At 66.4% G+C, this 21492-nt stretch carries 17 protein-coding genes and 5 pseudogenes; 8 read left to right on the plus strand and 14 right to left on the minus strand.

Annotation, left to right across the window (positions count from 1 at the left end):
* Nucleotides 1-20: 20 nt before the first annotated feature.
* Nucleotides 21-641: a TetR/AcrR family transcriptional regulator gene (locus CKW46_RS04660; protein WP_011739325.1), complete on the minus strand. Its 621-nt coding sequence runs from the start codon at nt 639-641 to the stop codon at nt 21-23.
* Nucleotides 638-796: a hypothetical protein gene (locus CKW46_RS04665; RefSeq protein WP_020727860.1), complete on the minus strand. Its 159-nt coding sequence runs from the start codon at nt 794-796 to the stop codon at nt 638-640. Before CKW46_RS04665 ends, CKW46_RS04660 begins: the two co-directional genes overlap by 4 nt.
* Nucleotides 797-957: 161 nt before the next feature.
* Between CKW46_RS04665 and CKW46_RS04670 the strand changes: the two genes are divergently transcribed.
* A complete protein-coding gene (locus CKW46_RS04670) occupies nt 958-1767 on the plus strand; it encodes a crotonase/enoyl-CoA hydratase family protein (RefSeq protein ID WP_015354220.1) in 810 nt (269 codons plus the stop codon).
* Nucleotides 1768-1831: 64 nt separating this feature from the next.
* Here CKW46_RS04670 and CKW46_RS04675 read toward each other — a convergent pair whose 3' ends face one another.
* Both CKW46_RS04675 and CKW46_RS04680 read right to left on the minus strand, forming a co-directional pair.
* On the minus strand, nt 1832-3298 hold the full coding sequence (locus CKW46_RS04675) for an aldehyde dehydrogenase (protein ID WP_015354221.1): 1467 nt from the start codon (nt 3296-3298) through the stop codon (nt 1832-1834).
* Between the two features lie 44 nt (nt 3299-3342).
* Nucleotides 3343-4110, minus strand: coding sequence for a class I SAM-dependent methyltransferase (locus CKW46_RS04680; RefSeq protein WP_015354222.1), 768 nt, complete (start codon nt 4108-4110; stop codon nt 3343-3345).
* A gap of 55 nt (nt 4111-4165) precedes the next feature.
* On the opposite strand from CKW46_RS04680, the pseudogene CKW46_RS04685 reads away from it, so the two are divergent.
* Nucleotides 4166-5328 (plus strand): annotated as a pseudogene (locus CKW46_RS04685) (glycosyltransferase family 4 protein).
* Nucleotides 5329-5337: 9 nt separating this feature from the next.
* Here CKW46_RS04685 and CKW46_RS04690 read toward each other — a convergent pair.
* Together CKW46_RS04690 and pgfA are read right to left on the minus strand one after the other, a co-directional pair.
* On the minus strand, nt 5338-7137 hold the full coding sequence (locus tag CKW46_RS04690; protein ID WP_482052890.1) for an MmpA family trehalose lipid delivery protein: 1800 nt from the start codon (nt 7135-7137) through the stop codon (nt 5338-5340).
* Between the two features lie 10 nt (nt 7138-7147).
* On the minus strand, nt 7148-8428 hold the full coding sequence (pgfA, locus tag CKW46_RS04695; protein ID WP_482052891.1) for a cell envelope lipid trafficking protein PgfA: 1281 nt from the start codon (nt 8426-8428) through the stop codon (nt 7148-7150).
* Nucleotides 8429-8529: 101 nt separating this feature from the next.
* Here pgfA and CKW46_RS04700 point away from each other — a divergent pair, with 101 nt between their 5' ends.
* Nucleotides 8530-9774, plus strand: a complete 1245-nt coding sequence (locus tag CKW46_RS04700; protein WP_015354225.1) for an acyltransferase family protein — start codon at nt 8530-8532, stop codon at nt 9772-9774.
* 11 nt (nt 9775-9785) lie between these two features.
* On the opposite strand, the pseudogene CKW46_RS04705 reads toward CKW46_RS04700, so the two are convergent.
* Nucleotides 9786-11170: pseudogene (locus tag CKW46_RS04705) on the minus strand (PE family protein).
* A gap of 93 nt (nt 11171-11263) precedes the next feature.
* Here CKW46_RS04705 and CKW46_RS04710 point away from each other — a divergent pair.
* Entirely contained in the window at nt 11264-11401 is a 138-nt protein-coding gene (locus tag CKW46_RS04710) for a hypothetical protein (protein WP_482052892.1), read from the plus strand.
* 190 nt (nt 11402-11591) lie between these two features.
* Here the strand turns inward: CKW46_RS04710 and CKW46_RS04715 are convergent.
* From CKW46_RS04715 to CKW46_RS04735, 5 genes and pseudogenes are all read right to left on the minus strand, one after another.
* Nucleotides 11592-11732 (minus strand): annotated as a pseudogene (locus CKW46_RS04715) (hypothetical protein); the annotation flags it as partial.
* Nucleotides 11733-12026: a hypothetical protein gene (locus CKW46_RS04720; RefSeq protein ID WP_083866393.1), complete on the minus strand. Its 294-nt coding sequence runs from the start codon at nt 12024-12026 to the stop codon at nt 11733-11735.
* A gap of 350 nt (nt 12027-12376) precedes the next feature.
* The gene (locus CKW46_RS04725) at nt 12377-12646 is read right to left on the minus strand and encodes a hypothetical protein (protein ID WP_011739336.1); all 270 of its coding nucleotides are present in this window, start codon (nt 12644-12646) and stop codon (nt 12377-12379) included.
* Nucleotides 12631-13746 carry a hypothetical protein gene (locus tag CKW46_RS04730; protein ID WP_117435705.1) on the minus strand — a complete coding sequence of 372 codons (1116 nt, stop codon included), beginning with the start codon at nt 13744-13746 and terminating at the stop codon, nt 12631-12633. Before CKW46_RS04730 ends, CKW46_RS04725 begins: the two co-directional genes overlap by 16 nt.
* Before the next feature lie 2 nt (nt 13747-13748).
* Nucleotides 13749-14048, minus strand: a complete 300-nt coding sequence (locus CKW46_RS04735; RefSeq protein ID WP_231395776.1) for a hypothetical protein — start codon at nt 14046-14048, stop codon at nt 13749-13751.
* 321 nt (nt 14049-14369) lie between these two features.
* Between CKW46_RS04735 and CKW46_RS04740 the strand changes: the two genes are divergently transcribed.
* Complete coding sequence (locus CKW46_RS04740) at nt 14370-14864, plus strand: hypothetical protein (RefSeq protein ID WP_499018827.1); 495 nt, start codon at nt 14370-14372, stop codon at nt 14862-14864.
* 34 nt (nt 14865-14898) lie between these two features.
* Here CKW46_RS04740 and CKW46_RS04745 read toward each other — a convergent pair whose 3' ends face one another.
* The gene (locus CKW46_RS04745) at nt 14899-15681 is read right to left on the minus strand and encodes a hypothetical protein (protein WP_499018829.1); all 783 of its coding nucleotides are present in this window, start codon (nt 15679-15681) and stop codon (nt 14899-14901) included.
* A 677-nt stretch (nt 15682-16358) separates the two neighbouring features.
* On the opposite strand from CKW46_RS04745, the pseudogene CKW46_RS04750 reads away from it, so the two are divergent.
* The 3 genes and pseudogenes from CKW46_RS04750 (at nt 16359) to CKW46_RS04760 (ending at nt 20058) form a co-directional block, all read left to right on the plus strand.
* Nucleotides 16359-17562: pseudogene (locus CKW46_RS04750) on the plus strand (ISAs1-like element IS2404/ISMul1 family transposase).
* Between the two features lie 9 nt (nt 17563-17571).
* Nucleotides 17572-18444, plus strand: a pseudogene (locus CKW46_RS04755) (phosphotriesterase family protein); the annotation flags it as partial.
* 171 nt (nt 18445-18615) lie between these two features.
* Complete coding sequence (locus tag CKW46_RS04760) at nt 18616-20058, plus strand: PE family protein (RefSeq protein WP_482052894.1); 1443 nt, start codon at nt 18616-18618, stop codon at nt 20056-20058.
* Between the two features lie 42 nt (nt 20059-20100).
* Here the strand turns inward: CKW46_RS04760 and CKW46_RS04765 are convergent, their stop codons facing one another.
* Nucleotides 20101-21321, minus strand: a complete 1221-nt coding sequence (locus tag CKW46_RS04765; protein ID WP_482052895.1) for an exonuclease domain-containing protein — start codon at nt 21319-21321, stop codon at nt 20101-20103.
* Between the last annotated feature and the right edge of the window lie 171 nt (nt 21322-21492).

A 21492-nucleotide genomic window follows, 5' to 3' on the forward strand; every position in this document is an offset into this window, starting at 1 on the left:
AGTGGCTACCGCTGCGGTTTCTACTCGCTATCCAGTCTGCTTTGTGCGACGAATCCCCTTGCTTTTACCAAGAATTCGAGCTGCTCGCCGACCTGACGCAGCGGTTCGACGCTACGCGTGGACCGGCACAGCATGATGGCGCCTTCCAACGCGGCGATGGAGGTCACCGCCAGCGATGCTGCGGTCGATTCGTCGAATCCGTCGGCAACAAAGGCCCGGCCCAATGCGGCGCACCAGCTGTCGAGGATGGTGCCGGCTTCCGCCGCTAGCTCGACTTCATCGTCGGCGGGGCCGAGGGCGGCTGCCACCACGGGGCAGCCGGCGGCAAAGCCCCCGTCGGTAAGCAGGTGCTCCCACAGCCTGACGAATTCGCGCAGCAGGGCCCGGGCGCCCTTGTCGGCGGCCTTGTCGATCACCGCGGTGATGGAATCGCCGGCATAACGCAGCGCTTCGATCAGGATCTGATTTCGGCCGTCGGGAAAGTGGTAGTAGACCGAACCGCGGGGGGCGCCGCTGCGGGCGAGCACCGAATCAATGGTGACCCCGGCCGCGCCCCGCTCGCGCATCACCTGAGCGGCGCTGATCAACATCTTCTCGCGGGTGCCGCCACGCTTCGGCGTCGATGTGCTGGGCGGTGTCATGCGGCGGGGGAATGTCCGTGCGAGTGGCGCAGTACCGGCCAATGCAGGTGGCGGGGGCGCAACCGGGCTTGCTTGCGGGGCAGATCGGGCATCTCGCGGGTGAAGCGATAGCCGGCAACGTTGAGCTCGATGATCCACATGGTATCTCCCGGCATCTGCGTTATCCCATGCGCCGGGGCCGCCTGCTCATGATTATGCAAAGCAGCATATAAGCGTGGGCGGAGATAGAGCAACCCCTGCAACCAACTCGTAATGTCCCGACAATTGGACGGTATGAACTATTGCATATGACATATTTCTGCGGTTTACTGTGCAGATGACTACGACGGAAACTTCCCTGCCCAAACTGGCAACCGTGTCCCTCGAGCGGGATGGCCACGTCCTGCTGATCGGCCTGAATCGGCCGCAGAAACGCAATTCGTTCGACCGGGCAATGTTTGCTGACCTGTCGCGCGCCTACGCGCTGCTGGAAACCGACGACTCGGTGCGGGCCGGCGTCCTGTTCGCCCATGGTGACCACTTCACCGGCGGCCTGGATCTGGTTGACGTTGCGCCCAGCATCGCGGCCGGACAGTCCCCGTTCCCCGCGGATGGTCGCGACCCGTGGCGGCTGGACGGCCCGTGGCGCACACCGCTGATCGCTGTCGCACACGGCTGGTGCATGACGTTGGGCATCGAATTGCTGCTGGCCTCCGACATTCGCATCGCGGCGGCCGGAACCCGATTCAGTCAACTCGAAGTACAGCGCGGGATCTACCCGTTCGGAGGCGCGACGATCCGGCTGACCCGTGACGCCGGGTGGGGTAACGCGATGCGCTGGTTGCTCACCGGCGACGAGTTCGATGCCGCCGAAGCGCATCGCATCGGGCTGGTCCAAGAGGTGGCCGACGATGCGGCGACGGCTCTGACCCGGGCTCGGGAGATCGCGCAGACCATCGCCGACCGTGCCGCACCGTTGGGCGTGCGAGCCACCCTCGCGTCGGCGCATCTGGCTCGCCGGGAAGGTGAGGCCGCGGCGATCGAGCGCCTGGTCCCCGATATTCGGGCGCTATTCACCAGCGCAGATGCCGCCGAGGGAGTGCAGTCTTTCATCGAACGCCGACAGGCCCGATTCACCGGCCGCTAAGCCCAGGCTCCTGATTCCAAAGGGCGGCGAATTGCGGTGGTATTCGGCCTCCTACCGAAGTGGGCTAGCTTTCGAGCGTGTAACCCATCGGCATCAGCACGCTCTTCTGCTGGGTGAAGTGCTCGACGCCCTCGGGCCCGTTTTCGCGACCGATGCCGGAATTCTTGTAGCCGCCGAATGGGCAGCACGGATCAAAGGCGTACCAGTTGATCGCATACGTGCCGGTGCGGATCTTCTCCGAGATCTCGATGCCCTTGGGCACGTTGGAGGTCCATACGCTGCCGGCCAGACCGTACACTGAGTCGTTGGCGATCTTGATCGCATCCTCCTCGGTGTCATAGGGGATCACCACCAGCACCGGCCCGAAGATCTCCTCTTGCGCGATCGTCATCTTGTTGTCGACGTCGGCGAAGACGGTGGGCTGCACGAAGAATCCGTTGTCCAGACCCTCCGGGCGGCCGCCGCCGGAAACCAGCCGGGCGCCTTCCTCGATGCCCTTGGCGATGTAGCCCTCGACCCTGGCCCGCTGCTTCTCCGAGATCAGCGACCCGATTTGGGCGGCTGGGTCCGACGGCGGCCCGACCGGTAGTGCTTGTACGAAGGCGCTTACCGCCTCCACGATCTCCTCGTAGCGGGACCGGGGGGCCAGGATGCGGGTCTGGCCCACGCAGGCCTGCCCGGTGTTCATGATCCCGGAGAAGACCATCATCGGGACCGCGGTGCTCAGATCGACATCCTCGAGCAGGATGGCCGCCGATTTTCCGCCGAGTTCCAAGGTGCACGGCTTGAGCATCTCCGCGGCCCGTCGCCCGATCTCTTTGCCGACGGCCGAGCTGCCGGTGAAGGTGAACAGGTCCACCCCGGGGTTGGAGGTCAGGGCTTGCCCGGTCTCAACCCCGCCTGGCACCACCGACAGCACGCCCTCGGGCAGGCCCGCCTCGGCGAACACCTCCGCCAACGCATTTGCGGTCAGCGGTGTTTCGGCAGCGGGTTTGAGCACCACCGTGCAGCCCGCCAGCAGCGCCGGACCCAGCTTGTTGATCGCCAGGAACAGGGGCACGTTCCAGGCCACGATCGCGCCCACCACACCGATCGGCTCCCGGTGGACGATGGTCTGCCCGTAGGACCCGTTGCGGATCTCTTTCCACCTGACCTGGTCCACGGCGGGGCCGGCGAAGAAGTTCAGCGCCCCGATCGAGCCCATCCAGTGCATCGTTTCGACGGTCATCGGCGGTTGGCCGGTCTCGTCGGCGAGCAGCTTGGCGAAATGGTCTTTGCGCTCCTCGAGCAGCTTGAGGGCATTGGCGATGACGGTCGCGCGTTCCTTTGGCGGCGTGGATGGCCACGGACCGTTGTCGAATGCCGCGCGCGCGGCGGCAACCGCAGCGTCGACGTCGGCGGCGGCCGCCAACGGCACCTTGCCCACGTACTCGCCGGTGGCCGGACAGTGCACCTCGATCACTTCCGAGGTCGACGGCTCCGTCCACCTGCCGCCGATGAAGAGTTTGTCGTATTCGGTTTTCTCGCCCATGGCGCCACCCTACCCAAGCGAAAGCAAAACAAGAACACGTTCCATTACCGGGGCGACAGCACCAGGACCAGATTGCTCACCAGGAACTCGCGAAGCATTGGCACCGAAGTCATCCACCAGGCCCATCGGGGGTGGTAGCGGGGAAATGCGGCGATCAGGGTTCCCGTGCCCTCCGCCCATCGCAGGCCCTCGGCGGCTGACACCGCGAACAACGACGACCCGTAGTTATTCTTTGCCGGATGGCCGTGCCTGCGGGCATACCGTGCGGCGGCTCGCGCGCCGCCCAGGTAGTGGCTCAGGCCCATCTCGTGCCCGCCGAACGGGCCCAGCCAGACGGTGTAGGAAAGCACGGCAAGCCCACCCGGCCTGGTCACCCGCAACATCTCGGCCCCCAGTTGCCAGGGGCGCGGCACATGCTCGGCGACATTGGAAGACAGGCAGATGTCCACCGAGTCGTCGGCGAGCGGTAGGGCCATGCCCGAGGCGCGGACAAACGAACCGGGCCCACCCGCGTGCGCGGGCCCGGCCGCATGCATTTCGTTGGGGTCCGGTTCGACGCCGATGTACCCGACGCCAGCGGCCGCGAACGCGGACGCGAAGTATCCGGGACCCCCGCCGACGTCGAGCAGCGTGCGGCCGGCCACCGATTCACCGCGGGCGGCCAGCCACAAGTCGCTCACCAACGTCGCGGTGTCGGCTGCGAGTGCTCCGTAGAAGCGCGCCGGGTCGGGTTGCTCGTAGCGGAATTCGGACAGCAACCGCAGCGACCGGGACAGCGTTGCCCGCCGCGCAAACCTGTCGGTGACGGCCATCGGCACACCCTACGGCTGGCGTTAGGGACGCTCGCGCGGGCTAGGCTAGCCACTGATGTCTGATCTGCGCTCCGTGCTGCTGCTGTGTTGGCGCGACACCGGACACCCACAGGGGGCGGTAGCGAAACATATCTGCAGCGCATCGGCGCGCAACTGGCGGCCTCGGGGATCGAGGTCACCTTGCGCACCGCCCGTTACCCGGGTGCTCCGCGATGGGAGCTGGTCGACGGGGTGCGGGTCAACCGCGCGGGTGGCCGCTACTCGGTATACGTGTGGGCGCTGTTGGCGATGGTCGCGGCGCGAATGGGTCTGGGTCCGCTGCGACGGGTGCGGCCCGCGGCGGTCATCGACACCCAGAACGGGCTCCCTTTCCTGGCCCGTCTGGTGTACGGCCGGCGGGTGGTGGTGCTGCTGCACCACTGTCATCGCGAGCAGTGGCCGGTGGCGGGTCCGGTGCTCGGGCGGTTGGGCTGGTTCGTGGAGTCGAAGTTGTCGCCATGGCTGAACCGGCGCAACCAGTACGTGACGGTGTCGCTGCCCTCGGCCCGCGATCTCGTCGCGCTCGGTGTCGACAACGAGCGAATTGCCGTGGTCCGCAACGGCCTCGACGAGGCGCCCGGGCAAACCCTGTCCGGACCGCGGGCGGCGACGCCGCGGGTGGTGGTGTTGTCCCGGCTGGTGCCGCACAAGCAGATTGAGGACGCGCTGGAGGCTGTCGCGCAGCTGCGGCGACGCACGCCGGGCAGCCCGAATCTGCACATCGACGTCGTCGGCGGCGGCTGGTGGCGACAACGGCTGATCGATCATGTGCACCGGCTCGGCATTTCCGACGCGGTGACTTTCCACGGTCACGTCGACGACGTGACCAAACACCACGTGCTGCAGAGTTCATGGGTGCAGCTGCTGCCGTCGCGCAAGGAAGGCTGGGGGCTGGCGGTGGTCGAGGCGGCCCAACACGGGGTGCCCACCATCGGGTATCGATCCTCGGGTGGTCTATCCGATTCGATCATCGACGGAGTGACCGGCATCCTGGTCGACAGCCACGCCGAACTGGTGGATCAGCTCGAACGACTGCTGGCCGATCCGGTGCTGCGCGATCAGCTCGGCGCCAAGGCTCAGGTGCGCAGTGCCGAGTTCTCCTGGCAGGAAAGTGTCGACGGGATGCGTAGCGTCCTGGAAGCCGTACCGGCCGGTCGGTTCGTCAGCGGCGTTGTGTAGCCCCGAGACTTAATCCGCTGCGAGATCCGTCGGCGATTCCTTGCGACCGCTTAAGTGTCGGCGGACCCGGCCGGCGGCCATCCCGGCGCCACCCGCGAGCAACATCGACAACCACGCCCAATGCGCGAGCATCATTGCCCGACGATCCCCGGCCGGGACACCCGCGGACCGGCCACCGATCCGGTACAGGGCCAGCTCATCGTCGCGGTAGGTCGGCGTCAGGCGGTCCAGTGTGCGTCCGGCTTCGCCCACCTCGCCGCCGCCGTGCACTTCGACGACGAGCCAGCCCACCCCGGCCTGGGCCAGGGCCTCCGGATCAGCCCCGGCGAGCAGCAACTTTTGGACCGTTCGGGCGCGCACGCCATCGCCGGGCACCAGCACCCCGGAGATGACCAGATCGCCGCTGCTCAACACGTCTGGTCGAACCCAGCGGGGGAGCGGGTCGAGCACCGGCGCCCGACCGGACCAGGAGAATCGCCGCATGGTGCCGATGGGCAAGACCGCGACGGTCCCAGGCTGATGGTTGATCGCGGTCGCCACGGCGGTCCACCCCGGCGGGTAATGCACCGGCGCAACCCGGCCCAGCACGCCCCATGCCAGATCGGGCAGGGCCAGCACGAGCGCCAGGCAGCACGCCGACGCCGCCAGTGTCGATTTCAGGGGCGTTGCGGCCGTCTTGCAGCGTGACAGGGTCGACACCGCGGCCGCGGCGGATACGGCATAACCTGGCATCGCCAGCGCCACCCATTTCTGCCCGTCGCGGAGCACCCCCAACCCGGGTGCGGTATCGACCGCGGCAGCCAAGATGTGCAGGCCCGGGCCGGTTGCCAGGGCGGCGGGCACCAGCACCGACACCGCGGCCAGCACTAGCAGCGGCACCAGCGCCGGCCGTCGCGCCACGGTGGGGAGTCCGACCGCCACCACGACCAACAGGACCGCGGCGGAGGCCACCGCGAAAAGAGTGGTTCGCGAACCGGGCACGGCATCGCCGTTCCAGATTCCACCAAGACTGGCCAAGCTGAGGAGCGTGCCCAGACCCGGTTCGGCGCGCGGCGCGAACGCGGCAACGCCGAGTCCGTTGGCGGCCGTGTGGGTGGTCAGCGACGAACCGAGGGCCGACGCCGTCAGCCAAGGCAGGGCACCGACCAGCGCGGCCGCTAACGCGGCCGTTGCGCACAGCCACCGTGGTTTGCCGCCACCGGGAGCAGCCACACAGGTCAGGGCTACCGTCGCGGCCAGCAGCAACCCAGTTGGGGTGAGACCGGCGAGCGCGATCCAGAAGGCCAGCCCGAAGAATCCGGTCTGGCTTGCCTCCGGTGCGCGCAACCCCAGCATGGTGGCCGCGACCCAGGGCAGGCAGCCGTAGCCGAGCAGCAGGCTCCAATGGCCTTGCAGGAGGCGTTCGGCCACGTAGGGATTCCAGATCGCCAGGGTGATCGCGACGAACTGGCCTCCGGCGCCGGCCGCGGGCAGTGCCCGCGCTACCAGCACGGCCGCACCCCAGCCCGCCAGCCACAGCCCCAAGACCAGCAGTGCCTTGACCAGGATCCCGCCGTCTATCACCTGGGAGGCCAGCGCTATCGCGAAATCCTGCGGCGTCGCCCGCGGCGCAGCCATCAACCCCAGGGCGCTGTCGGAGAGATATGACCGCGGGGTGGATACCGCGTCGCGCAGCAGCAGATATCCGGGCCCCAGCACCGGCCCGACCACCAGCAGCGCCAGCACCAGCGCGTACCCCGGCCGCCACCAGCACGCGCAGCGCGGCGAGGCCCAACCTGCGCCTTCTCCCCGGGCCATCTTGGCCCGCATCGTCGGCGGGCTAGGTCCGTTCCTCGGGACCAGAGGGCTCAGCCGAGCCCGACTCCGACGACGATTCGGCCGAATCGGGCGGAGTCTTGTCCGAGTCAGGACCGTCGTCCGACGAGTCTGGACGCTGCGCGGGCAGCTTCTCGGTCTCGGCTTCGGCTCCCGGCACCGGCTGCTCGAGTCCGACGCGCCGCAGGAAGTCGGTGTCGTCGCGGTCCAGGCTCGGATCCATCAGGATGCTTTCGGTCCGCAGGCTGAACGAGGTGAGCAGCCCGCCGCCGACCAGCGTGACCAAGCCGATTGCGGTGAACGTGATCGGCAGCACCCGCGACCACAGCGCCAGCCGGTCACGTTCGTCGCGGGCGGTGTTGACCTGGGTCTCGACCGTGTCTTCGTTGGAGGTGACCTTGTAGTCGGCTAGGGTTACCTCTGGCTTCATCGCCTCACGGGCGAAGTAGTGGTTGGCGTGCACGGTCTGCTTGACGATGGTGCCCGTGACCGGGTCCACCCAGAAGGTGCGTTGCGCCGCGTAGTAGCGGGTCATCGTGATCTCTTCGTCCGGCTCTCCCGGAACACCCCACATCGCGGCGGTCGTGGTGACCTTGCCGTCTTCGTCGCCGGCGTACAGCGACGGGTACTTGACCGGTGCGACCAGCTTGCCTTCGGAGTTGTAGCCGATGTTCTGGGTGAACCGGTAGGTGGTCAGGCCGTTGACGTCCTCTTCGCTGTCATAGTTGGCGTCGAACGGCTTCTGTGCGATCGGATCGAAGTAGGGGTAGGACTTCTTCTCGGTGTGGAACGGGAAGCGGTAGGACAAGCCCTCGTGCCGCAGCGGGATAGCGGTTGGCGGGCTTTCGTCGCCGAAGCCACGCGGTTTCTGGACCGTTCCCCCGGTGTGGGTGTCGTCGGAGATGGCCATCGCCGTGTGCCGGTTGAGGGTGACCGTGTCCACGATCGCCAGCAGCAGACCGGTGTCCTTCTGCTTGTCGGTACGCCGGACCGAGGTTCCGACCTGCAGGGTGACCACATCGGCATTGGCCGGTGACTCGACCGTGATCTGCTGTTGGGACACCAACGGCACGTTCTGGTTGATGACGATGTGGTCGGTGGCCAGCGAGGCCGAGTCGAGCGCCGATCCCTTGCCTTCGCTGATCAGGGTGGCATCGATATCGAGCGGGATTTTGGTGATCTTGCTGCTGGTATAGGTCGACAGCAGCAGCGCGGCGATCAGGAGAGCGGACCCGAGTCCGATCGTTCCCAATGCGGCGATCCGCAACATGACTGCTCGGTTCACGTTGCTGTGACCTCCTTCTGGACCAAAGACTCGTTGGCCGCGACCTGTTCCCACCCGAATAAGCAGGCAGTCAAACCCGTTTGACCCTAACAGCAGAACGTATGGTCCCGGTGTGCGAACCTGCCCCAACTTTGCCGGTGTACCCGATTCGGCCGCCAGTCGATGACGGGCAGACTGTGATGGTGACCGACGGCCAGCAGGTGGGGGGGACACGCAGCTTTCTGCCTCCCGTGGAGGGCATGCGTGCCTGCGCGGCAATGGGGGTGGTCGTCACCCATGTCGCCTTCCAGACCGGCCACTCCAGTGGAGTCGCCGGCCGGCTGTTCGGCCGCTTCGATCTGGCGGTGGCGGTGTTCTTCGCGCTGTCGGGGTTTCTGTTGTGGCGGGGGCACGCTGCGGCCGCTCGGGGCGGATCACCGCGTCCCCGCACGGGTCACTATCTGCGGTCGCGGGCGGTCCGGATCATGCCCGCCTACGTGGTCGCGGTGGTTGTGATCTTGTCCCTGCTGCCGGATTCGGACCACGCGAGTTTGACCGTGTGGCTGGCGAACTTGACCCTTACCCAGATCTACGTGCCATTGACGCTGACCGGGGGCCTCACCCAGATGTGGAGCCTGTCCGTCGAGGTCGGCTTCTACCTGGCGTTGCCGCTGCTCGCGTTCCTGGCCCGCCGTGTGCCAGTCGGGGCCCGGGTGCCCGTCATCGCCGCCGCGGCCGCGCTCAGTCTGGCCTGGGCGTGGTTGCCGGTGGCCGCCGGTTCCGGGATGAACCCGCTGAACTGGCCGCCGGCCTTCTTCTCTTGGTTCGCCGCCGGCATGTTGCTGGCCGAGTGGGTGCACAGCCCGATCGGGCTGGTACACCGGTTGGCGCGCCACCGCGTGCTGATCGGTGTGGTGGCGATGCTGGCGTATCTGGTGGCGGCATCACCGCTGGCCGGTCCGGCCGGCCTGGTCCAGGGCTCGGCGACGCAATTCGCGGTGAAGACCGCGATGGGTGCCGTGGTGGCGTTCGCGCTGGTGGCGCCGTTGGTGCTGGACCGGCCCGGCACGCCCCACCGGCTACTGGGCAGCACCACCATGGTGACCCTGGGGCGCTGGTCCTACGGGCTGTTCATCTGGCATTTGGCCGCCCTGGACATGGTGTTCCCGGTGATCGGCACCTTTGCGTTCACCGGACGGATGCCGACGGTGCTGGTGCTGACGTTGATCTTTGGCTTCGCGATCGCCGCCGTCAGCTATGCGCTGGTGGAGTCACCCTGTCGAGAAGCATTGCGCCGCTGGGCGAAACGGACCGAGCACAGCGCCGGGCAGGACATCGACCGGGAAGCGGACGCGATCGCGCCCTGAGCGCCGCACAGCTACGGCGACCCGTTCATCCCGTCCAGTCCGAACAGGAAGCCACCCGTGCCCGCGGTGCCGCCGACACCAGCGGTAGCCCCGGCCCCGCCGTTGCCGCCGTTGCCGCCGTCGCCGATCAACAGGGCGCTGCCGCCATCGCCGCCCTTACCGCCGGTGCCGGAGAAGCTCTGGCCCCCGGCCCCGCCGGTGCCGCCGCTGCCGATCAGCCCCGCGTTACCGGCGGCTCCTCCCGCACCGGCGAGACTGGCAAGGGAATTTCCACCATCGCCGCCGTCGCCGCCGTTGCCGAGCAGCATCGCGCCGGCAGCTCCGGCCCCGCCCTTGCCGCCGACATTTCCGATTCCGCCATGCCCGCCGGAACCCCCGTTTCCGCCGAGCAAGGCGGCGGCCCCGCCCTCCCCGCCGGCGCCCCCGAAGGTGACGCCGGCGCCGGCGTTTCCGCCGTCCCCACCGGTGCCTCCGCTGCCGAACAGTGTGGCGGCCGCTCCTCCGGCCCCGCCTTTGCCTCCGACGTTGATGCCGTCTCCGCCGCCTCCGCCGGCCCCGCCGTTGCCGAACATCGCGCCCCCTGTCCGCCGGCCCCGCCGGTCCCGCCGTCACCCGCGGTGAAGGCGTTGCTGCCGCCGCCGGCGCCGCCGGATCCGCCGGTGCCGAACAGCAAGCCACCGGCCCCACCGGTCCCGCCGGCGCCCCCACTGGTCATTAGGCCGCCGCCGAACCCGCCAGTGCCGCCGGCTCCGCCGGTGCCGAACAGCAGGCCCCCCGCCCCGCCGGCTCCGCCCGAGCCGGCGCTGGTGCCTCCGATGCCGCCAGCCCCGCCATTGCCGTACAGCAGGCCCCCCGCCCCGCCGGAGCCGCCCGCGGCATTGTTCCCGCCGGCTCCACCAGCGCCGCCGTTGCCAACGAGTCCGGCGGCGCCGCCGGCCCCGCCGTTGCCGCCGGCCGCTCCGGAGCCACCCGCGCCGCCGTTGCCGTACAAGATGCTGCCGTCGCCCCCGTTTGCCCCGGATCCCGGGGCCGCATTGGCGCCGTTGCCGATCAGCGGGCGTCCCAGCAGCGCTTGGGTGGGCGCATTGATCGCGTCGAGCAGGATCTGTTGGACGCTGGTGGCCTCGGCGCCCGCATACGACGCCGCACCGGAGGTGACGGCGCGCACGAACTGGTCGTGAAGGGCCTCGACCTGCACGCTGAACGCCTGGTAGTCTCGCGCGTAGGCGCCGAAAAATGATGAGACGGCCGCCGAAACATCATCGGCGCCGGCGGCCAACGCCGCGGCAGTGGGGCCGGCCGCGGTGGCATTGGCCGTGCTGATCGTCGATCCGACACCGGCCAGGTTCGTGGCTGCCGCAGTCAGCTGTTCAGGGATGACGGAAACGAACGACATGAGCCAGTCCTCTCGTCAGCTCACCGGCCGCCGCCTGGTCAGTGGGTCGAGGAATCAGTCAGGAATACAGCGTATCGCGATCTGGTGGGCGCGATGGGCAGTTCATCCAACGTTGACGCGCTGGTAGTCGGGCATGTCGTCACCGCCGGCCGGACCTGGGGCCCGAACGCTGATACCCCCAGTGGAACGCGCCAACCGCTCCCGGCCCTGCCCGCCGCCGCGGCGGGTTGAAGCGGCTCCCCTGGTGAGGGAGGCAGCGGCAAGTTCAACGGCTTGTTGACTCCAATGAATGGCGGTGGTTTGCAGCTGTCGGACAGCGACCCGCAGCAGACCCGGCTCCATCCCCGGAAAGTGTGACGGCGGGCTCAGGGGCACCCATCTTAGGCCGAGCCATCGTGCAGCCTCGTAATCGGACCACCTGGCCCGGGCCGTGCGACGCTACTTCGTGGCGCATCTGCAAGAACACGTCTTCCCACTGATCGGCGGTCTGAGTCCAGTAGCTAGTCGCTTCGATCAGATGCCCGGTGCTCCATGCCCGAACCTGGGACAGGGTCGGCACCACCTAGACCAACCTGGGTTGCACGGCAGCCATCTCGGCTGGTGAGGTCGTTTCGTTGGTGGCATACCGTGTCGCACCGCTCTCGACGGCAACGATTGTCTCTTGGGTGCGGGTTGTAAGCGCTGCTGCGGCGAGGCCAACAGCTGTGTGGGCACTGCTCACCGCGGCTGTGGTGGGCTGAAACGGCTGTCCTGGTGAAGGGGGTGTTAAGGCGGCCAGAGTGGCGCTTCGTTGACTCCATTCGCCAGCCGTGGCTTCTAGCTGAGGGACCTCGACCCGCAGCTGACCCGGTTGCATTCTTGGGGGTTTAACGGCGAGCTCATGGATAACAACTCACATCGCAAGCCAGATGGCCATCGCGCCACAATGGCTCAATCACGCGCGGTTCCGTGCTCTGCGGTCGCGCGGGAGTCTTGCTCGACGTGACGCTACTTAGATCAGCTATGGATGTCTCTTTTCTAGAGATTTGAGCTCGAATCTCGTCTCGATCCTGCCGACGTATCGCTGGACCGCCGAGCCGCCCACTGTTGCAAGCTCACCCGCCTTGCACAGTCTCGTTTATAAAGAAACGTGACGACTGGGTTCTTGTCCCCGGCCGAAGGTGCCACGATGATGGGAACGCTGTCCTGTCCTCGGGGACACGGTGTCTACCTGTATATGGGCCACGCTTCGAGGTAGGCGTCAATTGCGCGTTCAACCGCTAGTCCATAGTCGTTTGGTACATGCCCTGGCCCGTAGTTCGCGCTCAACGCATGCGACAGCGCATCCACAACGGCGTCGCTCTGGTCGTTGGTTGGCTTCTGCACGGTGCGAAGCTCCGCAAGGAGATCGGGGTTACGGCGTGTCAGCTCATCCATGATAAGAACGCGGTGCTCGGATGGAACGACATCGAGAATGTTGTTCACGGATTCCTCCATCCATTGCGGCTATTTGCCCAGGCCGTTGTCACTTGCCCGTTTTCGTTCAGACTAACCGTCGCGTCCTTGCCGATATATCGCCAGGTGCCACCATATTGATCAGGCATGAACTGTGGTGGCTCTATCGGATGCGCGACGGCGTCTTGCATTGCATTGTCGTTGACCCCGTGGCCGTCTCGCCCTTCGACACGTTGTGCTCCATGTTCTGTCAGCCCGTTGATTCGGGTGGGTGGTGGAAATGGTGGTTCCGCGGTTCCTGGGTGGGTTGGGTCTTCGCCTTCGACGGGTATACCGAGTTGCCCGAGGCGGGCTCGGATGGCAGCTTGGCGATCGAGTAGGGGTCCTTTGTCGGCGATACAGGCGTCGTAAGCGCCCTGTTCGGTCGGCAAGACGAAGGTGCGCCCGCACCGGGCGTTGTACTTGCCTATTTCACTGTTGATGTCCGCCCATGCTGCGCGAGCCTCCTCTGCGGTCATGTCCTTGGGGTCGACCGGCGCTGGTGGCGGGTTTTGTTTGAACGTGCGGTTGTCGACGGCGCGGACCGGGTTGCCCATTGGCGGGGCGGCGGGTGCAGGAATTTGCGGGAAACTGCTGCCGATCCCGGCCACCGCGGCCGTAACTTTTGTGGCGACTTGAGCGTCCAGGCCCACCAGTTGGGCGGCACGCTGACGGAGGTCGCCGGCGAAGGCCTGGGCTTGGGCTTGCTGGGCCGCGCGCTGGGCCGCTGATCCGCCCGTCATGCGATCGGTGACCGAAAGGTCTTCTTCTACTTGAAATCCCGCTGCCTGGGCGTCGGTGACTGCGTACCGCACCCGCGAACGGGCGGCGTAAAGATCCGAGGCCCCATTACGCGCGACACGGGCCGCTTCCTGCAACTGGTCGACTGCCGCGCTGGTAGTTTGCAGGTCGGCGTGCGTTGCGGCGCGCAACGCGCCGGCGGCATGGCCGCTCCAATCAATCGACGTTGCATCGCGCCACAGCTGGTGGGCCACCGCATAGGTGTGCTCGCCTACGTTGTCCCAATGAGCAGCCGCCTCAGTGAGATGATCGGTGGGCCAAGCCAACAACGCTGACAGGTCCGGAATTCCCGACGCTGCCATTACTACACGCGGGTCACCGATGGAGCCACCGCTGCCAGCACATCGGCCGAGGCAGCTTCATTGGCCAGATAGCCACTATCGGCTTGAGTCACGCCCGCGGTGCGTGCGTTCACCTGAATGGCTAGCCCGGTAGTAAACGCCGCCACCTCACCATGGGCGGCATCGACTGCGGCCGCGCTGAGCTGGCAGGACAACCCCAGCCCCGCCGGCGCATCCATGCTGGTCAGCTCCCCAGCTGCGATACCCCACCGCCAGGCCATCGCCTGCACGCCCGCGGTATCCACACGCAACGAAGACCCCACGAACCGAAGTGTAGGCAAACACAACAACGGCGGCCAGCCACCATCCCAGGGGCTTGGGCGAACGCCCGACGTGTCTCACTTCTAGAGAACCGAGACGCCTCACATCTTGTCTCAGAGGGTGCCCGGACCCGGAGGGCTTCACGGGCGTCGAGTTGGCGCGAGACACGGGTCAGGGACTACGGGCGTGTCGTCGTCGGGAGTCGCAAGATTGCTGGACTGGCTAAAACCTGGTCAAGGTAGCCCCATCATCGTGGCAGTCGACACCCTCGTACGTCAGGTGCTGGCCGTACGATCGACTCAATGACAAATTCCTCTGAGTTGGTGGCGGTCGATCTGACCGGGGATGAGCGCGATTTCATTCGGCAGACATTGGACGAGTGGCGGAGGTCGGCGGCCGGGAAGCCGTTTCCGTTCCAGGTGCTGGGGTTATCAACCTGGGAGCAGTTCGGCGAACTCATCGTGCGTCTTGAGCGTGCTGTCACCGATCGTGAGCCCTTGACAGATCTGGATTGGGCGCGGGTGCTGTTATTGTCTGAAGTCACGTTCGCCAGCAGCTTGATCGGTGCGGGTCTGGATTTCGAGATCGGTACAAGGTTCTCTGACGCCGAGGCAATGTGCTTGCTGCGTGGCCTGCAACGCAAAATCGGCGGCTACGAGCGCGCCAAATTATTGTTTCCGAACGGCGGCCGCATCCGCACGGCCGAGGAAATTGAGAATATCGAACGATGGGGGAAGGAATACGTCGCGAGCAGCGGAGGCGACAGTCCCCTCCTGGGGAGTAATCGTCTGGTCACGCAGCACTTTGAGACGCTCTAATCCGTTGTCTTAGAAAGTAATTAAGTTCCTCTTGTCATCCTGGGTTGAATTCACCTAAGTCCGGTAGCTCGTCTTTGCCCAGCACAGGTGGCCCGTGGTGGCTGTGCGGCGGTTGAACGGGGTGTGGGATGGATTCTGGCGGTACCGGGCCGCCCGCAATGGGGCCGCCTAGACGGGCTGGTGGCTCCATAGGTGTGCGCACAACAGGTGGGGGTTCGGCCGGCGCGAGATCGGCGCCGCCCCGTATCGGAGGCTGCGGTGGGGGTGCTGGCAGTCTGGGGGTCGCCATTTCGCCTGGGGTCAGGGGCGGCAGCCGTCCCGGGGCAGGAGGCGGCAGCGGCTCGACTGCGCGTTGGCGGATGTCGGTAGCGAGTGCTTGTGCTTGTGCTTGTGCTTGTGCTTGTGCTTGTGCTTGTGCTTGTGCTTGTGCTTGGCGGGCTGCTTGCTCGGCGGAGCTGCGGCTGGTTCGGATATCGGTGACTGAGAAGTCTTCTCCGACAGTGAAACCGGCGTTGTGGGCGTCTTCAACGGCATGGAGCACCCTGCGTTGGGCAATGCCGATGGTTCCGGCGCCATCGCGGGCAATTTTGCTGGCTTGGCGTAGTTCGTCGGCCTTGGTGCTCACGATCGCCAGGTCAGCACCGGTTCGCTGCCGTAGCGCATCACCGCCAGCGCCTTCCCACACGAGGGTGTGGGATTGGTTGCGCATTTGGAGAAACACGTCTTCCCACTGATCGGCGGTCTTGCTCCAGTAGGTGGCCGCCTCGATCAGGTGCTCGGTGCTCCATGCCTGGACTTGGGAAAGGGTCAGCACCATCTAGACCAACCTGGGTCGCACGGCGGCCATCTCGGCCGCTGCGGTCTCTTCGTTGGCGCCATACCGTGGGCTACGCCTGCGTCAGCACCACCGGTCAGGACCTCGACGCCCTGCTCGTGGCGCTTGCTGCGACCAGGCATGCCTTGGAACGCGTCATTGCCGACAAACTGTTGGGATCGGCCAAGGGGCCCGACCGGGTTGTCGGCGATGCCCGACTATTCGCGCCTTGGAGACACCGTGGTCGTTGCTGCCATCGACCGGCTTGGCTGCTTCGTGACCGACGTGGCCCGAACGATCACCGACCTGAGTGAGAATCGAATCTTGTTGTCCCCAAATTGTTTCCCAAAAGCGCCCGGTCCACACGGGGGCATTTGGAGTGCATACATGATCCCGCGCGCCCCGCTGACGCGGTGATCCCTATTTGTCATCTTTGAGTCCTCGTGATTCCACGATCGCCCGAACAAATGCCCCTTTGGGACGAGTTCGGGCAACAGCCCCTCTTTGCGCAGTCGCCGTTGCTGCTCGGGGAGCGGGCAGGGCTCCGGCGTTGTTGATTAGCAGGCTTGTGAGCTGTGTTGATGATCTTTGGTGCCGTGCTATTGGGGCCGGAGTGTAGGCACGGGCTATCTGGAGAACGATCGAGTTGGTTACTGTTCGTCGTTGGTCTGGAGTTGCCCGTGCCTACCGTTTCAGTATTGCCTGTGTCGTCGGTTCCAGAGGTGTTCGACCGCTGGAGTCCTGGTGAGCGCAGCGAGCTCATCGGATCGGAGTTTCTCGGTGTGTTGGTCTCGGTGCCAGACCCGAGGGACCCACGCGGTCGGAGGTATTCGCTGATGGCTTTGTTGGCGATCGCGGTTCTGGCCACTGCCGCGGGGATGCGCGGCTATGCTGGTTTTGCTACATGGGCGGCCACCGCTCCCGATGATGTGTTGGCCTAATTAGGGGTCCGGTTCCGGCGGCCCAGTGAGAAGACCTTCCGCGCTGTTTTGTCTCGGCTAGACCCCGCCGACCTCAACGCCAGGATGGGCAGTTACTTCACTGCACACGTGGCCAGCAGCGACCCCAGTGGATTGGTGCCGATCGCGTTGGACGGCAAGATGCTGCGTGGTGCCTTTACGCGCCAAAGCGACAGCCACGCATCTCGTGTCGGTGTTCGCCCACCGTGCCCGATTGGTGCTCGGTCAACTCGCTGTCGCCGAGAAAAGCAATGAAATTCCCTGCGTACGTGCCCTGCTCACGCTGCTGCCGGGTAGCTTGCGGTGGCTGGTCACCGTGGATGCGATGCATACCCAGGTCGTCACCGCGAAGTTGATCTGCGCCACCTTGAAGTCGCACTACCTGATGATCGTCAAGTCCAACCAAGCCAAAATACTTGCGCGTATCACCGCGCTGCCCTGGGCCGAGGTGCCCGCAGCCGCTACCGACGACTCCCGCGGCCACGGCCGTGTCGAGACCCGCACCCTGCAAATCATCACCGCTGTACGAGGAATCGGCTTCTCCTACGCAAAACAAATCATCCGGATCACTCGTGAACGCTTGATCACCGCCACCGACCAGCGCAGCGTGGAGGTGGTCTATGCCATCTGCAGCCTGCCGTTCGAGCACGCCCGCCCTACCGCGATCATGACCTGGATGCGTCAACACTGGGGAATCGAGAACAGCCTGCACTGGATACGCGACGTCACCTTCGACGAAGACCGTCAAAGGGCACATACCGGAAACGGCGCACAGGTCCTAGCAACGCTACGCAACACCGCGATCAATCTGCACCGCCTCAACGGCGCCGACAACATCGCCGAAGCCTGCCGGATCACCGCTTTGACCGCCAACCGCCGCCTAGACCTCCTCAATCCACAATTCCCCAGCTCACAAGCCTGCTAATCAACAACGCCGGAGCCCTGGGGTGACGAAGAGAAGCGGGTGGCTGATGCGATCACCCGGCTCAACGAATTGAAGTCGCGCGGTGTGGACACCATCGTCGACCTGACCGTGATCGGCCTGGGCCGCTATATCCCGCGCATCGCCCGGATCGCCGCCGCCACCGACCTCAACATCGTCGTGGCGACGGGCCTCTACACCTACAACGACGTCCCATATCGTTTCCACTATCAAGGCCCCGGTGGGATGCTCGACGGCCCGGAGATCATGACCGACATGTTCGTCCGGGACATCGAACAGGGCATCGCCGACACCGGCGTCAAGGCGGGCATCCTCAAGTGCGCCACCGACGAGCCCGGCATCACCCCCGGTGTCGAGCGGGTATTACGTGCGGTGGCCCAGACGCACAAGCGCACCGGGGTGCCGATCTCCACCCACACCCACGCCGGGCTGCGACGCGGACTCGAGCAACAGCGCATCTTCGAAGAAGAAGGTGTCGACCTGAGCCGGGTGATCATCGGGCACTCCGGTGACAGCACCGACGTCGGCTACCTCGAGGAGCTCATCGCCGCTGGCTCCTACCTGGGGATGGACCGCTTCGGCATCGACCTGATCCTGCCGTTCGAGGACCGAGTCAACATCGTGGCGACGATGTGCGAGCGTGGCCACGCCGACAAGATGGTGCTCTCCCACGACGCCAACTGCTATTTCGACGCGCTGCCCGAGGAGCTGACAGCGGTGGCCACGCCGAACTGGCACTACCTACATATCCACAACGACGTGATCCCGGCGCTCAAAGAACGAGGGGTGACCCACGAACAGGTGCACACCATGCTGGTGGACAATCCGCGCCGGATCTTTGAACGACAGGGCGGCTACCAGTAGCGACGCGTCCCCGCCGCAGGCGCGTTCGCGGATAGGCCAGCAAATTCACCGAAGTCCGGCGAAGCGCCGGATCGGCAAGCCGGAATGCGATATGCTCGCCGCGCGGCCGAATACTCAATCCAGCTGACCAGGCACGATGGCCGGTAAGCGGGAGAAGAGAGGGGTAGCAGCGTGCCCTTTGTGGTCACGATTCCCGAGCAACTATCAATAGCAGCAACAAGTCTGGCGAACATCGGTTCGACCATCAGCACGGCTAATACGGCCGCGGCCGCCCCCACCACCACGCTGCTAGCCGCCGGGGCTGACGAAGTATCGACGGCCATCGCCGCACTGTTCGGCTCACACGGCCAGGCATTTCAGGCACTGAGCGCCCAGGCCGAAAACCTGCACGGACAATTCGTCACGACCCTCAACTCCAGCGCGTTCTCGTATGCGAGTGCCGAGGCCGCCAACGCGAGCCAAAACCTGGTCAACGCGCTCAACATGCCCGCCGAGGGGCTGCTGGGCCGGCCCCTGATCGGCGATGGCACCGACGGCGCGCCCGGGACCGGACAAGACGGTGGCGACGGCGGCATCCTGTGGGGCAACGGCGGCAACGGCGGCTCCGGCGCGCCCGGCCAGCGCGGCGGCGACGGCGGGGATGCCGGGCTGTTGGGCAAGGGCGGTTACGGCGGCAACGGAGGAGCCGGCCAAACCGGCGGAACCGGCGGGTCCGTTGGGCTATTCGGCAACGGCGGAGGCGGTGGCGGCGGCGGAGGTACCGGCGGGGCGGGAGGAGCCGGCGGCACCTTCTGGGGCCCGGGCGGCGCCGGCGGCAGCGGCGGCCACGACGGAGCAGGTATCGCCGGCAACGGCGGGGCAGGTGGGCCGGGCGGCGCGGTGTTCGGTACGGGCGGCGACGGCGGGCAAGGGGGCCTTGGCGGCTCTGGCGGCAACGGCGGAGCAGGCGGCGACGGCGGCTTGCTGTTCGGCACGGGCGGGCAGGGCGGCGAAGGCGCATCCAACAACAACACGGGGGGCGCGGGTGGAGCGGGCGGCAATGGCGGCCTGCTGTTGGGTGACGGCGGGCAAGGCGGGGCGGGCGGAAAGGCGAGCGTCGGCGGCGGCGGGGCCGGCGGCGCCGGCGGCAGCGCCGGCCTGCTGATCGGAAACGGCGGAGCCGGCGGCGACGGCGGGATAGGAACCACCGGCGGCGGGCACGCCGGAGCCGGTGGCGGCGCGGCCCTGCTCATCGGCAACGGCGGCGATGGCGGACAGGGCGGCAACGGTATCAATGGCACCGGCGCGAACGGCGGGGCCGGCGGCGATGCTGACCTGCTGCTAGGCACCGGTGGCAACGGCGGGGGCGGCGGGACCGGCACGGGTGCCGTGGGTGGAAACGGCGCGGCTGGAGGCAAAGCCGGGCTGATCGGCGGCGGCGGAAGCGGCGGGGCCGGCGGGAACGGCAGCAACGGCAGCAACGGCGGTAACGGCGGCAACGGCGGCAACGCCCAGCTGATCGGCAACGGCGGCCACGGCGGACATGCGGGAATCGGGGCAATTCGGGGCACCGCTGGTACCGGCGGCTACGGCGGGCTGCTGCTTGGCCAGAACGGGTCGAACGGGTCTGCTTAGCAGGGTGGGCTGCGTGTGCTGCTGAAGCCGCGGGGTAGGACTTCATTCGCCAGAGGTTCGAGCTCCTAGCAGACGACTGAGCGCATCCTCGTTAATGATGGGGATGCCGTACTTGCGCGCCTTCCTTGCCTTTCCAGTGGCCGAGTCGGGATCGGCAGCGACCAACAGGCGCGTCCTGCGGGTAAGCGACCCGACCTCGATGCCGCGCTGAGCTAGTTCTGCCTCCCACTCAGACCGGCGGCGCCGCATCGACCCCGTGAGGCATAGAACGTCGCCCGCCGCCAACGCGAACTCGGCGCAGGCCGAACGTGCAGAAACCATTGCCAGAGCGGCATCCACGCGGTCGGCGGACAGCCCGAGGAGTTCAGCGACCTGAAGCAGGTCAGCGCGCTCGTCGTCGGTGACAACCCCATCGGCAACCGCAACCCTCGCCATCGACCGCAGGTAGTCGTGGTGGATCTCGTCGAGCAGCCGACGCGAGAGGCCCAAGCTGTCGGCCATCTCAACCAGCGCATCCTCCTCGTGGCAGGACAGGTAACAGTCGAGGAGGGCGGATTCGAGGATTTCGAGGTAGGACTCGACGCGAGGGTCGTCCTCGTGGGGCATGCGCGCGACGATGCGATCAAGCCACCCTGCCGGGGGACGTGGAGGCGCTGCCCCCCACGCCGCGCGCGTCACCAACCGCACTTCCGGGCCGACCACCTGCGGCCACTCAAAGTCCTCGGCGCCGTCTATCTCCTTAGCCCACGGCGGCGGGCTCCCGCAATGGTCGATGAGGTACTTCAGCAGACTCGCCGTAGCCCGGGCATCTGCGAGCGCGCGATGGGCGTCAGTGAGGACGACGCCAGCGGCATCGCAACAATCCGGCAGCTTCCGCGACGCAGCCGGAAGCAGGCGACCGGCCCACCTCATCGTGCACAATCCGGTCAGCCACGGGTTATCCAACGGCACTCCGGCCCGACGCAACTCTGCCAGCAAAAATCGCTGATCAAAGTTGACGTTGTGGGCCACGAAAACCCGCCCACGGAGGTCCCGCAACAACCTCGGGATGATCGCCTCGAAGGCGGGCGCGCCGAGTACGTCACGCGCACGGATTCCATGCCTCTCGGTAGCACCAACATCGCGATGAGGATTGATCAGAGTTGACCACTCGTCCTCGATGTCCCCCTCCGCCGACAGCAGCACGAGGCCAACCTCGACCACACGGTCGTACTCGGCGGCGAATCCGGTGGTCTCGAAGTCCAGGACGGCAAAACCGGCCACGTCTACTACTCCTCGATTCGGCGGCTCCCATCCTACCGAAGAGTAAACGGACCCCCAACAGGAAGCCTGGCGTTCAATCAAATTAGAACGCGCGACGGGAACTACTTTGAAGTCATGGAGTTCACCACGAGACGGCTGTGGGGCCAATGTTTGACCCGTTCTGTAGAGAAT

Source organism: Mycobacterium liflandii (assembly GCF_022354805.1).
In the GTDB taxonomy this organism is placed as follows: domain Bacteria; phylum Actinomycetota; class Actinomycetes; order Mycobacteriales; family Mycobacteriaceae; genus Mycobacterium; species Mycobacterium marinum.